Origin of the sequence: Arthrobacter gandavensis, from assembly GCF_015355785.1 — a bacterium.
GTDB classification, from domain to species: Bacteria; Actinomycetota; Actinomycetes; order Actinomycetales; family Micrococcaceae; genus Arthrobacter_B; species Arthrobacter_B gandavensis_A.
Window position 1 is genome coordinate 81,506 of record NZ_JADKYW010000005.1, and the last position, 14,892, is coordinate 96,397.

General features: G+C 63.3%; 17 protein-coding genes. 3 read left to right on the forward strand and 14 right to left on the reverse strand.

What is annotated here, in order from left to right:
• Nucleotides 1-98: 98 nt before the first annotated feature.
• Nucleotides 99-1,796, reverse strand: a complete 1,698-nt coding sequence (locus ITX31_RS05460; RefSeq protein WP_194782483.1) for a hypothetical protein — start codon at nucleotides 1,794-1,796, stop codon at nucleotides 99-101.
• A 259-nt stretch (nucleotides 1,797-2,055) separates the two neighbouring features.
• Here ITX31_RS05460 and ITX31_RS05465 point away from each other — a divergent pair, with 259 nt between their 5' ends.
• Nucleotides 2,056-3,363, forward strand: coding sequence for an AI-2E family transporter (locus ITX31_RS05465; protein ID WP_194782484.1), 1,308 nt, complete (start codon nucleotides 2,056-2,058; stop codon nucleotides 3,361-3,363).
• 15 nt (nucleotides 3,364-3,378) lie between these two features.
• On the opposite strand, the gene ITX31_RS05470 is transcribed toward ITX31_RS05465, so the two are convergent.
• Nucleotides 3,379-3,738, reverse strand: a complete 360-nt coding sequence (locus tag ITX31_RS05470; protein WP_194782485.1) for a hypothetical protein — start codon at nucleotides 3,736-3,738, stop codon at nucleotides 3,379-3,381.
• A gap of 39 nt (nucleotides 3,739-3,777) precedes the next feature.
• Here ITX31_RS05470 and nucS point away from each other — a divergent pair, with 39 nt between their 5' ends.
• Together nucS and ITX31_RS05480 are read left to right on the forward strand one after the other, a co-directional pair.
• Nucleotides 3,778-4,473, forward strand: coding sequence for an endonuclease NucS (gene nucS / locus ITX31_RS05475; RefSeq protein WP_194782486.1), 696 nt, complete (start codon nucleotides 3,778-3,780; stop codon nucleotides 4,471-4,473).
• Nucleotides 4,474-4,760: 287 nt separating this feature from the next.
• Nucleotides 4,761-4,964 (forward strand): cold-shock protein, encoded by a 204-nt coding sequence (locus ITX31_RS05480; RefSeq protein WP_055239636.1) that lies wholly within the window; start codon nucleotides 4,761-4,763, stop codon nucleotides 4,962-4,964.
• Nucleotides 4,965-5,117: 153 nt separating this feature from the next.
• On the opposite strand, the gene murA is transcribed toward ITX31_RS05480, so the two are convergent.
• The 12 genes from murA to ITX31_RS05540 all read right to left on the reverse strand — a co-directional run bounded on the left by murA (nucleotide 5,118) and on the right by ITX31_RS05540 (nucleotide 14,841).
• The gene (gene murA / locus ITX31_RS05485) at nucleotides 5,118-6,383 is read right to left on the reverse strand and encodes a UDP-N-acetylglucosamine 1-carboxyvinyltransferase (RefSeq protein WP_194782487.1); all 1,266 of its coding nucleotides are present in this window, start codon (nucleotides 6,381-6,383) and stop codon (nucleotides 5,118-5,120) included.
• Nucleotides 6,384-6,488: 105 nt separating this feature from the next.
• Nucleotides 6,489-6,917, reverse strand: coding sequence for a DUF2550 domain-containing protein (locus ITX31_RS05490; RefSeq protein ID WP_194782488.1), 429 nt, complete (start codon nucleotides 6,915-6,917; stop codon nucleotides 6,489-6,491).
• Nucleotides 6,918-6,926: 9 nt separating this feature from the next.
• Nucleotides 6,927-7,220 carry a F0F1 ATP synthase subunit epsilon gene (locus tag ITX31_RS05495; protein WP_194782489.1) on the reverse strand — a complete coding sequence of 98 codons (294 nt, stop codon included), beginning with the start codon at nucleotides 7,218-7,220 and terminating at the stop codon, nucleotides 6,927-6,929.
• A gap of 5 nt (nucleotides 7,221-7,225) precedes the next feature.
• On the reverse strand, nucleotides 7,226-8,689 hold the full coding sequence (gene atpD, locus ITX31_RS05500; protein ID WP_091603475.1) for a F0F1 ATP synthase subunit beta: 1,464 nt from the start codon (nucleotides 8,687-8,689) through the stop codon (nucleotides 7,226-7,228).
• A 69-nt stretch (nucleotides 8,690-8,758) separates the two neighbouring features.
• Complete coding sequence (locus tag ITX31_RS05505; protein ID WP_091603472.1) at nucleotides 8,759-9,652, reverse strand: F0F1 ATP synthase subunit gamma; 894 nt, start codon at nucleotides 9,650-9,652, stop codon at nucleotides 8,759-8,761.
• Between the two features lie 93 nt (nucleotides 9,653-9,745).
• Nucleotides 9,746-11,383, reverse strand: a complete 1,638-nt coding sequence (gene atpA / locus ITX31_RS05510; RefSeq protein ID WP_194782490.1) for a F0F1 ATP synthase subunit alpha — start codon at nucleotides 11,381-11,383, stop codon at nucleotides 9,746-9,748.
• Nucleotides 11,384-11,484: 101 nt separating this feature from the next.
• Entirely contained in the window at nucleotides 11,485-12,300 is an 816-nt protein-coding gene (locus ITX31_RS05515) for a F0F1 ATP synthase subunit delta (protein ID WP_194782491.1), read from the reverse strand.
• On the reverse strand, nucleotides 12,300-12,851 hold the full coding sequence (locus ITX31_RS05520; RefSeq protein WP_194782492.1) for a F0F1 ATP synthase subunit B: 552 nt from the start codon (nucleotides 12,849-12,851) through the stop codon (nucleotides 12,300-12,302). The genes ITX31_RS05515 and ITX31_RS05520 overlap by 1 nt, the downstream gene beginning before the upstream one ends.
• 45 nt (nucleotides 12,852-12,896) lie before the next feature.
• Nucleotides 12,897-13,112 carry an ATP synthase F0 subunit C gene (gene atpE, locus ITX31_RS05525; RefSeq protein ID WP_066295471.1) on the reverse strand — a complete coding sequence of 72 codons (216 nt, stop codon included), beginning with the start codon at nucleotides 13,110-13,112 and terminating at the stop codon, nucleotides 12,897-12,899.
• 71 nt (nucleotides 13,113-13,183) lie between these two features.
• Nucleotides 13,184-13,990, reverse strand: coding sequence for a F0F1 ATP synthase subunit A (gene atpB / locus ITX31_RS05530; RefSeq protein WP_194782493.1), 807 nt, complete (start codon nucleotides 13,988-13,990; stop codon nucleotides 13,184-13,186).
• A gap of 94 nt (nucleotides 13,991-14,084) precedes the next feature.
• Nucleotides 14,085-14,360, reverse strand: a complete 276-nt coding sequence (locus ITX31_RS05535; RefSeq protein WP_194782494.1) for an AtpZ/AtpI family protein — start codon at nucleotides 14,358-14,360, stop codon at nucleotides 14,085-14,087.
• A gap of 1 nt (nucleotide 14,361) precedes the next feature.
• Nucleotides 14,362-14,841: a hypothetical protein gene (locus ITX31_RS05540; RefSeq protein ID WP_194782495.1), complete on the reverse strand. Its 480-nt coding sequence runs from the start codon at nucleotides 14,839-14,841 to the stop codon at nucleotides 14,362-14,364.
• Between the last annotated feature and the right edge of the window lie 51 nt (nucleotides 14,842-14,892).

The window sequence follows — 14,892 nt, forward strand, 5'->3', positions numbered from 1 at the left end:
GCTCTCCCGGGCAAGTGTCCGTGGACAGCGAAGCGGCGCCGCAGGCATCTGATGCCGCGGCGCCGCCGTCTTTTCAGTGCTGCCTCAGTGCGGGCGGGTTACTTGAGGGTGGCGGAGAGCAGCTGCTGCGCGGCTCCGATGACCTCTACCTGCTCCTCTGCGTCGGCCGGCGGAACGTAGATCATCACGGCTTCGCCGTACGCCACGTCGATGCCGTCCTCGGTGTTCTTCTCGCCCGTGAGGGTCTCGTAGATGGTTCCCTCTAGGTTGATCGAGTCCCCTGCTTCGCGCGGGACGCTGGAGTAGCTGTGGGCCATGTACCCGAACACGATCGCACCGCCGTCGGCGGTCCGCAGCGCCCGGGTGTCGGACGGCACCGCGGTGTGGCTGAAGGTGATGGTGGCGAACTCGTTTGCCGGGTTGGCGGTCACCTCGGCCTGGAACGTGGTGACGGCCTCAGCGAAGCTGTTCGGCGCGAAGGTCGCCTTGTTTCCGCCGTCCGGCTTGGTCAGCGCGTCGGCAAGGGCATCCACAGCTTCCTGCGGGGCCATGGCCAGGTCCTCACCGGAGTCGGCGGCGACGGTTTCCACTCCGCTGCCGTCCGCGGGCGGCTGCGGGAACGTTGTTCCGGGCAGCATCTGGATGGCAGAGACCAGCTTGTAGTTTTCCCGGGCCGAGGCCTGCACCAGTACCAGCGCCTGCGGAACGGTGTTGTCACCGCCCTGCGTCACGGCTACTACCGTGCGCGGGAACGAGGTGTCGCTGGACACAAGGTCGGTAAGCACCGGTGAGGCCGCCACTGCTGCCGGGGCCTTCGTATCCGGAACTTTCGAAGCCGTGGCGTAGTTGGCCTTCCGCAGCTCCAGGGCAGTCGACGCCGTGCGCTCGCGCAGCAGCGAGGCGTCCTTGGCGGCGTCGGCCTCCTGCACCGTTCCGGCCACGGAACTGAGAATCCGGGACAGCTGCCCGTCCAGGACAACCGGGTGGTTCTCTTCCTGGGCCGGGGCATCGGCGGCGGTTGCTGCCCCGGGTATCAGGCCCACCGCCAGGCTGCCGGCAAGCGCGGCGGCCGTGAGCCCGGCTGCCGTCCGCTGTGCCGTTGACGACGAGGACTGCGATTTCTGTCCGCTGCGGGCGACTATGCGCTGGGCGGCGGTATCGGAGTCGCGCACCGCGCGCCGGCTGCCGGGCGCCGGCGGAGTCGGTTTCCGTCCGCGGGACAGGAAAGCCAGTGCAAGACCAAGCACGGCTGCCAGCGCACCCGCGATGATCAGGGGAACTGCAAACGGCGTGCCCTGGTCATTCGGCCAGCTGACAGTGATGTCGGTGGGTGCAGGCGCGGTTCCGTCAGAGGCGATCAGTACTGACCAGTCCCCCGGAGCCGGCTCAGTCCAGGTGTAGGAAAGCTCGCCGTCCACTGATTCCTCGCTGACCCAGAGATCGGATCCGGCGGGGCTGGGCACGCTCGCGTCGCCTTCGCTGGTTTCGGCGCTCAGTGAATCGTCGGCGCCGGCGCCGATCCGGGTCACTGCAGCGCCGTCCACCCACGCGTCGACGTCGGCCGAACGCCCCACGGCCAGGAAGACGCCGTCGTCGGACCGCACCGTGATCTCCGCGCCGTCCGGGCGGGAGGCCAGGAGATCGGACTCAAGGACGGTCACGGGTGCGGCGCCGGAGGCCTCCGGTGCCTGAGCCGTTACGGTCTGGGGCGGCGCCCAAATAGTGCGCTGGCCAATCCCGACGAGCATCATCAGGATTCCGAGCACTATGAGCGGAACTGCAATTTTGTTTCGCACAGCTTACCTATCGTTGGTCACGGTCCTCCGCGCGCCTGTAGGCAGCGGGAACGGGACTGATGCCCCTATGTCATCGTGGTTGGCGGGTTGCTTTATAACCCTATGGTAACGAAAGGCTTAGCAAGAGCACATTTCGGCGCCCGGACCGTCAACCGCCGCGTGCAGCGGGCCTACCCGCGCGTCCGGTGTTCGGCTGATAATCTGACGCGGCACGGTACACCCCGCGCACCAGTGCAGGCACCGAGGGAGAGCAGGGCAGATGAGCGAGGACCGGGACCTTCCCGTCGACGAACCACTCCCCGCTCCCGGCCCGGAACCCACCCGCCGTGAGCGCCTGTCCTCGGCCGGCTCACGCGCCTGGCGCCTGTTCTCCCGCATTCCCGGGGCCCGCCCGCGCCCGCAGTTCGATTTCCCGCCCGAGGAGCAGGACCCTGAGGTCCTGCCCGAGCCCGAGGTTGATCCGGACGCAAAGCTCTCTGATGAACGACGCCGGTTTGGCGGCACTCCCCCGCCGCTTTCATCGGGCGCCGGCCCGGACAAGCACCCGATCCGTTTCGGTTTCATGTTCACCGTGGGTGTTGGATTCGCCCTGCTGCTGTTCTTCATCATCACCAACGTCGGTGAACTGCTGGTTTGGATCGGCGCTGCACTGTTTATTGCCCTCGGTCTGGATCCGGTGGTTCGCTGGCTCAGTGCCCGCGGGGTCCCCCGTCCGGCCGGTATCGCCATCGTGGTGGTGGTCCTTGCCGGTGCCGTCACAGCCTTCTTTGCCACCCTGATTCCGACGATCGTCAGCCAGACCACTGAAGTCGTCAACAATGCACCAAGCTATGTGGACCGGTTCCTCTCTTCCGATTTCTTCGTGACGATCGAGGCCCAGTTCAAGATCCGCGAACGCGTGGACGAAGAGGTGCAGAAGTTCTTCTCCAACGCCGACGCAGTGGGCGGGATTTTCGGCGGCGTGCTCAGCGTGGGCACCGTTATTGCCAATGGACTGTTCGGCGCCCTGATCATCCTGGTACTGACGCTCTACTTCCTTGCCTCCCTGCCGTCCATGAAGAAATGGGCCTACCGGCTGGCTCCGCGCAGCCGTCGCCGGCGGGTGGAAGCACTCTCGGAGGAAATCACCGGCAGCGTTGGCAACTACGTGATCGGCCAGGGGTTCGTTGCTCTGCTCGACGCGCTCTACGCCTTCATCATCATGACCATCACCGGCGTTCCCTTCTCCGTACTGCTGGCCTTCGTGGTGGCACTCCTGGCATTCATTCCGCTGGTCGGCCCGCCGATCGCCCTGGTGCTCGTTTCCCTCATTGCGCTGACGTCGAGCTGGCAGACGGCGGTGGTCTTTGCCATCCTCTACATGGCCTATCTCCAGTTCGAGGCATACTTCGTGTCACCGCGCGTGATGCAGCGGGCGGTTGCGGTGCCGGGCGCCGTCGCGGTTATTGCCGTGATCGCCGGCGGCACGCTGCTGGGTGTCCTCGGGGCGCTGATAGCCATTCCGACGGCCGCTGCCGTGCTGCTGCTGATGAAGGAAGTCGTCATCGCCCGCCAGGACCGGCTCTAGCCGGTCCAGCCAGGGCTAGCGGCGGGGAACTGATCCGGGACGCGTACGCCAGCACCGGGCATGCCAGTGGCGCCGGTCCTCGACTGCGCTTTGCCGGCCAAAAAGGGAGTCTTCCTGCCAGACCACCAGATGCTCGGTCCCGGGCGGAATCACCTGCCCGCAGCCCGGGCAGCGGTAGTCCTTGGCCGCGTTTCGGGCCGTGATACGGCGAACCGACCATTCGCCGTCGGACGCCGACTCATGCTGCGGCAGCCCGGCCCGGGAACGCTCCAAATCAATCTCCGGAACCGGCGCGGCCCACTTGCGGCGGGCGTTGCGCCCTGCTGCGGTGCTGGAGGCCGGCAGCTGCCGGCGGGGACGGTTGGAGCGGGGCATGAAACCATCTTGCCGCAGCCGAACCGGTAAAGTGCAACTGTGCGTTTAGTGATAGCCCGCTGCTCCGTTGACTACGTCGGCCGCCTCCGTGCCCATCTGCCCCTTGCTACCCGTCTGCTGATGGTCAAGGCGGACGGTTCCGTGCTGATCCATTCGGACGGAGGTTCCTATAAGCCGCTGAACTGGATGAGTCCGCCTGCCACGCTCCGAATTACCGGGCCGGCCGAGGACGACGCCGAGGCGGGAGTGGTGGAGGTCTGGAACGTCCAGAGCGCCAAGACGGATGACAAGCTGGTGATCAGTGTCTACGAGCACATCTCAGACGTTGCCCACGAGCTCGGCACCGATCCCGGACTGATCAAGGACGGGGTGGAGGCGGACCTCCAGCGGCTCCTGGCGGAACAGATCACCAAGCTGGGTGAGGGCTACACGCTGATCCGGCGCGAATACATGACCGCCATTGGCCCGGTGGACATCCTTGCCCGCGACGCCGACGGCAGCACCGTGGCAGTGGAACTCAAGCGCCGCGGCGACATTGACGGGGTCGAGCAGCTCACCCGGTACCTGGAACTGCTGAACCGCGATCCCCTGCTGGCGCCGGTGCGCGGCGTGTTTGCCGCCCAGCAGATCAAACCTCAGGCCAGGGTCCTCGCAGCGGACCGGGGCATCGATTGCCTAACCCTGGACTATGACGAAATGCGCGGCGTCGACGATGTCGAGTCGCGCCTGTTCTAACCTTTTCCCTGCAGTTAACCGGTACGTTATCCATACCCTTTAAGCGTGCAAAACAAGCAGCGGGTAATCTGCGAAAATTTTCCTTCGAATCCGTTGACGGCTCTTTAGTGGTATGTAACGCTATAACCAGTCTTTGTGTAGGTGTTTTTCATGCTCGCAAGACGGTTGCGAGCGTGTTGCTCCTGTAGGAACTGCCTTACCGGCAGGGAACCTGGACTTCCCGCTTCGGTAACAACCACAGGCACGAAGTGTGCCGGTACAGTTTCAGCACTAAAGGAGATAGGCAAATGGCACAGGGAACCGTCAAATGGTTTAACGCGGAAAAGGGTTTTGGCTTCATTACCCCGGATGATTCCGACGGAGACGTTTTCGTCCACTACTCGGAAATCCAGTCCAACGGGTTCAAGACCCTGGATGAGAACCAGCGCGTTCAGTTTGAGATCGGCCAGGGCGCCAAGGGACCCCAGGCTACCGGCGTAACCGCGCTCTAGTTCTCAGCAGAGCAACAGCGGGGACCTTCGTGGTCCCCGCTGTTTTTGCGTCCCGGCCCCCCCACCCACCGAGAGGCCAGTTACGGCTCTTGCCAGGGCGGTGAAGTCATAAGGAGCCGTAACTGGCCTTTCGGCGGAAGAGAGTGGCGTGATTCAGCTGCGGCGGCGCAGCACGTTGGCGCCAAGACCGCGCAAGGACTCCATGAACCGCTCGTAGCCGCGGTCAATGTGGTCCACTCCCCGCACTTCGGTGGTCCCCTCCGCGGCGAGCCCGGCTATGACCAGTGCCGCACCGGCCCGGATGTCATTCGCCTCCACCGGCGCACCGGAAAGCCGGGACACTCCCTGGATCAGGGCATGGTGGCCGTCCAGGCGCACTACGGCACCCAGCCGGGCGAGTTCCGAGGTGAAGCCCCAGCGGGCCTCGAACACATTCTCCGTGACCATGCCGGAGCCGGTTGAAACCGCGTTCAGTGCCACCACAAAGGGCTGGAGATCCGTTGGGAAGCCCGGGTACGGAAGGGTGGAGACGTTGATCGGTTCCGGGCGGGACGGTCCCTTGACGGTGAAGCCGTCCTGGCGCGTCTCCACCGCACAGCCCGACTGGGCAAGCTTGTCCAGCACCACGGTGAGGGCCCTCGGATCGGCGTTGCGGACGTCGATGTTGCCGCCGGTAATCGCCGCTGCGAAGGCCCACGTTCCCGCGACGATGCGGTCCGGAACCACGCGGTGTGTCACCGGCGACAGCTCCTCCACGCCTTCGATCACCAGGGTGTTGGTTCCGATTCCGCTGATCTGTGCGCCCATTGAGCAAAGCATCCGCGCGATGTCGGTGATCTCGGGTTCGCGGGCCGCATTGTCGATGATGGTGGTGCCGCGGGCCAGGGTCGCGGCCATCATGATGTTCTCCGTGGCCCCCACCGAGGGAAAGTCGAGGACATGCCGGGCACCAACGAGTCCCTCCGGCACCGAGGCAATCAGGTATCCGTGGTCGATGGAAATGGAGGTGCCCATCGCTTCCAGCCCGGCCCGGTGCATATCCAGGCCCCGCGAGCCGATCGCGTCTCCCCCGGGCAGGGCAACCTCCGCACGGCGGCACCGGGCTACCAGCGGCCCGAGCACGGAGATCGAGGCACGCATGGCCCGCACCAGGTCGTAGTCCGCCTGGTGTCCGGGAACAGCCGGAACGTCGATGCGCACCTCGGCGGCGTCGGCGTCGTAATCCACCGTGCAGCCCAGGCGGCGCAGCAGCTCAGACATAATCCAGACGTCCTGGATGTTGGGCACGTTGGTGATGATGGAACGTCCCTGCGCCAGCAGTGTGGCTGCCATGAGTTTGAGGACCGAGTTCTTGGCCCCCGGGACGGTCACCGAGCCGTTGAGCGTGGAGGGGCCGGTGACAACAATGACGTCTTCCATGCCTCCATACTAGGTGGCGCCGGTCCCTGCCGCCTTCCGGAGGCTGGATACGGCAAAGGCGCAGGGAAGATTCCCTGCGCCTATGCCGTACTTAGTCCCCCGGCCCTACCGCCAGGTGCCGATGCCTATCACCGGTCCGGCTTCCAGCCAGGAAGACAGCCCCGTGTAGACGTCGTATTTCATTGCCACGAGCAGCTCGCGCCCCTCGTACTCGAGGGTTACTACCAGGGCTCCCGGCTGGATACGGGCGCGCTCAGCCTCGGTTGGCTGGCGCCACCCCTTCATCTCCAGCGAACTCCGCAGGAACCTGTACGGCGGGCGCGGGCTGAGAGAGAACAGTCGGAGCCATTCAAGATGGGTGTCCGTATAACGGCAAACCCCCATCCGCCACCCGCCGGGCGGGAAGCAGATGGAGGCGTCAAAGGTACCCAGGGTGCGCCGCAGCTGTGTGCGGCGCACCCAGAAAAGCGCCGTTGCAAGTACCAGCAGCCCGAAGAAGGCCGCCAGCGCAATGAACACGTAGGTACTGTCCATTGGGAAGGGTCAGCGGGTCCCAGCGTTGGCTGCGTCGTTCAGCTGGGCATTGTCCGCGACGATGACCACGCGGTTGGAGTCGACGGAGAAGAACCCGCCGTCTACACCAACGGTGATACGGCTGCCGGACACCGGTTCGATGGCCAGCTCGCCCTCGGCCAGGATCGCCAGCACCGGCGCGTGGCCGGGAAGGATCCCGATTTCACCGTCGGCAGTGCGTGCCTTGACCAGCTTTGCCGGACCGGACCACACGAAGTGGTCGGCCGCGACAATCTCGACTTCGAGTTCAGCAGTGTCAGCCATGGGGCTTACTTCCCGGTCTGCTCTTGGATCTTCGCCCACTGACGCTCAACATCGTCCATGCCGCCAACGTTGAAGAAGGCCTGCTCGGCAATGTGGTCCACGTCGCCGTCGCAGATGGCCTTGAAGCCTTCGATGGTGTCCTTGACGGACACGGTCGAGCCTTCGACGCCGGTGAACTGCTTGGCGGTGTAGGTGTTCTGCGACAGGAACTGCTGGATGCGGCGTGCACGGGCGACGACGATCTTGTCCTCTTCGCCCAGCTCGTCGATGCCGAGGATGGCAATGATGTCCTGCAGTTCCTTGTTCTTCTGCAGAATCTGCTTGACACGGACAGCCGTGTCGTAGTGCTCCTGGCCAACGTACTGCGGGTCGAGGATTCGCGAGGTCGAAGTCAGCGGATCCACGGCCGGGTACAGGCCACGGGATGCGATTTCACGGGAAAGTTCCGTGGTGGCATCCAGGTGCGCGAAGGTGGTGGCCGGAGCCGGGTCAGTGTAGTCATCAGCCGGGACGTAGATAGCCTGCATCGAGGTGATGGAGTGGCCCTTGGTCGAGGTGATGCGCTCCTGCAGCAGACCCATCTCGTCAGCCAGGTTGGGCTGGTAACCCACGGCGGAAGGCATGCGGCCCAGCAGGGTCGACACCTCGGAACCGGCCTGGGTGAAGCGGAAGATGTTGTCGATGAAGAGCAGCACGTCCTGGTTCTGGACATCGCGGAAGTATTCCGCCATGGTCAGGCCGGACAGTGCAACGCGCAGGCGCGTTCCCGGCGGCTCATCCATCTGGCCGAATACAAGGGCGGTGTCCTTCAGGACGCCTGCCTCTTCCATTTCGACCCAGAGGTCGTTGCCTTCACGGGTGCGCTCGCCAACACCGGCGAACACGGAGGTTCCGCCGAAGTTACGGGCAACACGGGTGATCATTTCCTGGATCAGCACGGTCTTGCCAACGCCGGCGCCGCCGAACAGGCCGATCTTTCCACCCTTGATGTACGGGGTGAGGAGGTCGATGACCTTGATACCGGTTTCAAGCATCTCGGTGGAGCCCTCAAGGTCCGCGAAGTTCGGGGCCTTGCGGTGGATCGGCCAGCGCTCGTTGATTTCCAGCTGCTCGGCCGGAACATCCAGCGGCTCACCGAGCACGTTGAAGATGTGGCCCTTGACGCCGTCACCAACGGGAACGGAGATGGGAGCACCGGTGTCCACCACGGCTGCGCCGCGGACCAGGCCGTCGGTGGCCTGCAGGGAGATGGCGCGAACGAGGTTGTCACCCAGGTGCTGGGAGGTCTCGAACGTGATGGTCTTGGTCTCACCGTTGAGCGTCAGCTCGGTGGTGAGTGCGTTGTAGATGGTGGGGATTGCGTCAGCCGGGAATTCGACGTCGACAACCGGGCCAATGACACGGGCAATACGGCCTGTGGCGCCCGGGGCTACGGAGGTTGCTCCGTGCTCGGCAGTTTGGGCAGTCATCTCTCTCACTTCACTCAGTTAGATGGCGTGTGGACTAAGTATTTTCTGGTGGATCTCTGCGAAGGCGGGCTAGGAAGCGCTGAGCGCGTCCGCACCTGCCACGATCTCGGAGAGTTCCTGGGTGATTTCAGCCTGACGGGCGTTATTGCGAAGTCGCGTGTACTTCTTAATAAGTTCGGAGGCGTTGTCCCCTGCGGACTTCATGGCGCGCTGGCGGGCTGCGAGCTCGGAAGCGGCGGCCTGGAGCATTGCTGCGAAGATGCGCGACTCGATGTAGCGCGGCAGCAGTGCGTCAAGGACCTGTTCCGGCTCGGGCTCGTACTCGTAGAGGGGCAGGATGTCCGATTCGGACGGTGCTTCCTCTTCGACTACTTCCAGCGGCAGCAGGCGGATTACCGCAGGTTCCTGGACAACCATGGACTTGAAGCGCGTGAACACGATGTGGATTTCGTCCACGCCGCCGTCTTCGTAGGCCGTATTGAAGTCATCGAGGAGTGTCTTGCCGATTTCACGGGCGGTCTCGAACTCGGGCGCATCCGTACCGCCGGTCCACACGCGTTCATAAGCGCGGTCGCGGAAGTCGTAGTACGCCTGGGCCTTGCGTCCCACCAGGTACGTCTTTACCTCTTTGCCCTCTTCACGGAGCAATTCGTTAAGCGATTCGCTCTGCTTCAGGACGCCGGCGGAGTAAGATCCGGCAAGACCGCGGTCGGAAGTCATGATCACTACTGCGGCCCGGCGGATCTGCTCCGGCTCGGTAGTCAGCGGGTGATCGATTTCCGACTGGGACGCCACAGCAGAAACGGCACGGGTGATCGCATTGGAATAAGGCAGCGCCGCGGCAACGCGGGTGCGGGCCTTTCCAATGCGAGAGGCAGCAATCAGCTCCATCGCCTTGAAGATCTTCTGCATCGACGTAGTCGAGGCGATCTTCTGGCGGTAGACCCGAATTTGGGCTCCCATACTTTTCCTTTCGGTTCCTAGTTGAGACTAGGGGCTAAGGCAATGGCCAGGGGTTCCGCGGCCGGCTCTCACCGGCCGCGGAACTCGAAGCCGCTAGCGCTTCTGCTTGACGATCTTTTCCTGGTCGACTGCGTCCTCGTCCAGAGCCGAAGCCTCTTCGTGGCCGGCGGCAACCATGCGGTTGTCGCCTTCGCCGAAGAAGCCCTGCTTGAAGTCGGTGATGAGCGTCTTGAGTTCGTCCACCGTTGAGTCTTCGAGCTTGTTGGTCTCGGCCAGAACCGTCATGACCTTCGAAGAGTGGCGGACGTGGTCAAGGAACTCGGATTCGAAGCGGCGTACATCTTCCACCGGAACGTCATCGAGGAAGCCGTTGGTGCCGGCCCAGATGGAGACAACCTGGTCTTCAACGGGGAACGGAGCGTACTGGCCCTGCTTGAGCAGTTCCATCAGGCGTGCACCGCGGGTCAGCTGCTGGCGGGAAGCCGCATCCAGGTCCGAGGCAAACATGGCGAATGCCTGCATGTCGCGGTACTGGGCGAGTTCCAGCTTCAACGTACCGGAGACCTTCTTCATCGCCTTCTGCTGTGCAGCACCGCCAACGCGGGAGACGGAGATACCAACATCCACGGCGGGGCGCTGGTTGGCGTTGAAGAGGTCCGACTGCAGGAAGATCTGGCCGTCGGTGATGGAGATGACGTTGGTCGGAATGTAGGCCGATACGTCGTTTGCCTTGGTTTCGATGATCGGCAAGCCGGTCATCGAGCCTGCGCCGAGCTCGTCGGAGAGCTTTGCGCAGCGCTCCAGCAGGCGGGAGTGCAGGTAGAAGACGTCGCCCGGGTAGGCTTCGCGTCCCGGCGGGCGGCGCAGCAGCAGCGACACGGCGCGGTAGGCTTCAGCCTGCTTCGAGAGGTCATCAAAGATGATCAGGACGTGCTTGCCGCCGTACATCCAGTGCTGGCCAATGGCCGAGCCGGCGTACGGTGCCAGGTACTTGAAGCCTGCGGGGTCAGATGCCGGGGAGGCCACAATGGTGGTGTACTCCATGGCGCCTGCATCTTCGAGGGTCCGCTTGATCTCGGCGATCGTGGAAGCCTTCTGGCCGATGGCCACGTAGATGCAGCGCACCTGCTTCTCAGCGTCACCCGAGGCCCAGTTGGCCTTCTGGTTCAGGATGGTGTCGACGGCGATGGCGGTCTTGCCGGTCTTGCGGTCACCAATGATCAGCTGGCGCTGGCCGCGGCCGATCGGGATCATCGCGTCGATGGCCTTCAGGCCGGTCTGAAGCGGTTCGTGAACCGACTTGCGCTGGGTAACGCCCGGTGCCTGGAGTTCCAGTGCGCGGCGTGCCTCAGCCTGAATCGGGCCCATGTCATCCATGGGCTCGCCCAGGGGATCGACGACGCGGCCGAGGAAGGCATCCCCAACGGGGACGGACAGGACTTCACCGGTGCGGTGAACTTCCTGGCCTTCTTCAATTCCGCCAAAGTCGCCAAGGACAACGACACCGATTTCACGGGTGTCGAGGTTCTGGGCCAGGCCCAGCGTGCCGTCCTCAAACCGAAGCAGCTCGTTCGCCATAACGGAGGGCAGGCCCTCCACACGGGCAATGCCGTCGCTGGCGGTGGTTACGCGGCCAACTTCAACGCGCTCTGCGTTTCCGGGTTCGTAGGACGCCGCAAATTCATTCAACGCATTACGGACGTCGTCGGCGTTGATGGTCAATTCGGCCATCTGCAGTCCCTGCTCTCCTATGTTGTGATCATCGCTTCGTGCCGATGACCTTCGATTGGTTCTCAAATGTTTCTCATGGCCCGGTAAGCCACAAAGGGTGGCTAAACCGCGAGCTTCCGGCGGAGTTCCGACAAACGGGTCACCACGGTGGAGTCGACGACTTCATCGCCCACCGTAACCCGGATGCCACCGACGATCGAGGGATCAACAGTTGCGTTGACCTTCAGCTCACGCCCGTACAGGCCGTTCAAAGACGCCTGCAGGCGTGACCGCTGCTCATCGGTGAGTGGCCGGCTGGTACGCACTTCGGCGATCCACCGCTGCTGCCGTCCGGCAACCAGTTCAAGGAACCGGGTGACCAGGGCGGTCGGGCGGAGTCCACGCGGAGCGGTGACAGCCTGACGGATCAGTACCTTCGCAGCGTCGGAGCTGCCCGGCACCAGTTTCCCTGCCAGCTCGGCCCGTGCCTGCAGGCTGGCCTGCGGGTTGGACAGTGCTCGCTGCACCTCATGGCTGGCTGCCACGGTCTCGTTGAAACGGAAGAGGTCGCCCTCAAGTTCCTCAAGGCCGGCAGCGCCGGGGCCCTTGTTTTCCGCGACCGCGGAGACAACAGTTGCAGCCAGGGTTTCCAGAGCATCACCGAGGTCGCGCGGTGTGCGCCACCGGGATTCAACCAAAGAAGCAACAATCTGCTCGGCGTCGGCCGAAACCTTGCCGCCAACCAGTTTGGAGACCAGGGCTGCCTTCTCATGGCCGTCACGAGCCGGATCAGTCAGGGCCCGCAGCAGGCCGGTCTGGCCGTCCAGGAGGCCCAGGATTCCAAAGAGTTCCTCGGCAAGGCCGAGGGTCGCGTTGGGAAGGCGTGCTTCCAACTGACCCTGGGCCGCTGCCAGTGACTCGCTCGATATACCTGCCATTACTGAACCGCACCTGCATTCTGCGAGGTTTCCAGCTCATCCAGGAAACGGTCGATCACGCGTGCCGAGCGTGCGTCGTCTGCGAGGGACTCGCCAACGATCTTGCTTGCCAGCTCGGTGGCCAGGGTTCCAACCTCGGCGCGGAGCGAGACAACTGCTGCCTGGCGCTCGGCTTCAATGGTCACCTGGGACTGTTCCATGATGCGTGCCGATTCGGCAGCAGCCTTTGCCTTCAGGTCGGCGAGAATCTGAGCGCCTTCAGCGCGCGCTTCCTCACGGATCCGGTTGGCTTCGGTGCGTGCGTCGATCAGCTGCTGCTTGTACTCGTCCAGGGCAGCGCTGGCTTCAGCCTGTGCTGCCTCGGCCTTGGCAAGTCCGCCTTCGATGGCCTCGGTACGTTCTGCATACGTCTTCTCGAACATCGGGACGACGTACTTGACGACGATGAACATCAGCACGGCGAAGCCAAGCAGTGTTACCAGGATCTCCCAGATGTTTGGGATCAGAGGATTAGCGCCTTCAGCGGCGGCGAGGATAACTGCCTCGTTCATTTCTCATCCGTCCTATCTACTTGGTGTGGGAAATACGCGCTGACGTTAGAGGACGAACGCGAAAACCAGACCAAGGATGGCGAGGGCTTCGGTCAGGGCCAGGCCCAGGAAGGCGATCGGCTGCAGCACGCGCTGTGCTTCCGGCTGGCGGGCAACACCGTTGATGTAAGCGGCGAAGACGAGGCCGACGCCGATTGCACCGCCGATTGCGGAGAGACCGTAGCCGACGAGGTTGATGTTGCCTTGGATATCACCAGTCATTGTGGTTCGTTCCTTTCAAGATGCCCGGAGGCAGGTTGTTTGGTTCAGGGGGTTCCCCCGAAGGGGAGGTTTTAGTGCTCCGCGGCTGCTACTGAGCCTTGGATATAGATCGCAGTCAGCAGGGTGAACACGTACGCCTGCAGGCACTGGATCAAAACTTCGAACAAGAACATTCCCACGCCGCCAACCAGGGTGAGCGCACCGAGCGGCTTCAGCAGGCCCTCGGCCTCCAGCAGCAGGAATTCGGTGCCCGAAGCGGCAAGCATGATGATCAGGTGGCCTGAGAGCATCGTGGCGAAGAGTCGGAGGCTGTGGGTGATCGGGCGGACCAGGAAGGTCGAGATGATTTCGATCAGGACCACCAGCGGCAGGATAAACACCGGAACACCGGAAGGAACGGTGGCGTACTTGAAGTACTTGATGCCGTGCTTCTTGATGCCCAGGATGATCCAGGTGAAGTACACGATGGCGGCCAGCGCGTACGCGGTGCCCACGTGGGAAGTGGTCGGCAGCTGCGCGAGCGGGATGCTGCCCCAGAGGTTGTTCAGCAGGATGAAGAAGAACAGCGAGAACAGCAGCGGAACGAAGGGACGGAAGTCCCTTTCACCGATGATGTCGCGGCCGATCGAGTTGCGGACCAGGTTGTAGCTGAATTCGCCCAGGAACTGCAGCCGGCCCGGAACAAGCTGCCGCTTCCGTGCGGCAGCGATAAAGAACCAGCTGATCAGGGCGACGGACAGCAGGATAAGCAGCATCTGCTTTCCAAAGCCCTCGCCGTACTCGGCACCCCACGGGAGGATCTCAGGGAGGTGCATTTCATCGAGGGTTGGTGCAACAAACCCCTCTTCATTGGCGGCGGGAAGCGCAAGCGCGATCAACGCGTTTCCTCTCTGCTTTGTCCATCGTTGGGCATTTCATTGGCGGGGGCATGTGGCATGCATCCGTTTACTAAGTTGTGTGACATTGCTTCGTCTAAACCTCATCCGGCCGTTCTCCACCCGTGGGTGGTTTTGGCTTAGTGGAAGTGAGCCCGTGAGCGGCGGCGACATAAAAACCGCTCAGCCCGCCCAGGGCAATACCTGCAAAAAGAATCCAGCGGGTCCCCAGAAGACTGTCCAGCCCCCACCCTATCAAACCAAGGGCAATGATTCCGGACAGGACATATTGGAGGATTGCGCGGCGCTTGCTGAGCGGTGCTTCGAACGCCGCAGGGACCTGCCCGGGCTCATTCTTCTTTGACTTGGCCACGTCAGTCTCCTCTCGGTGAATTATCGGCGTTCAGGGGAACCTCGGAGAATATAAGCTGCCTGGTGCGCGAAAAGGCACGGATTTCAGCAGTCTGCCAGATGACGACTGTGCCAAGGGCAGCAAAGGCAAACCATGGCCGGTCAAGCCAGGCGGGGACTCCCACCATCCACAACACGACTGCGAAGCCGACGACCTTGACGGCATAAGTCACGGCGAACATTCCTATGGCACCTGAGGGGTTCTTCCGTCCTACCACGTGCCCTACCAGAAGGCTGATACCGAAGAATATCGCGATCAGGCCCCAGCCAGCTGCGACGCTGGCTGCTCCGGCCACACCGGGACCCAGGAGCGCCGCCGAGGCAGCAGCTGCAGCTGGAATCGCGGTCCACACGAGGGACGTCCACAGGATGCGGAGCCAGGGTGCGTCCGTGGGCCCGGAAGCACTGATCCGCGTAGCGCGTGCGCCGTCGGCTTGGCTCATGGCTGCAGGATCATCCTTGTGCTGTGGGGGTAAGCGGCTGTGGAAAAAGCA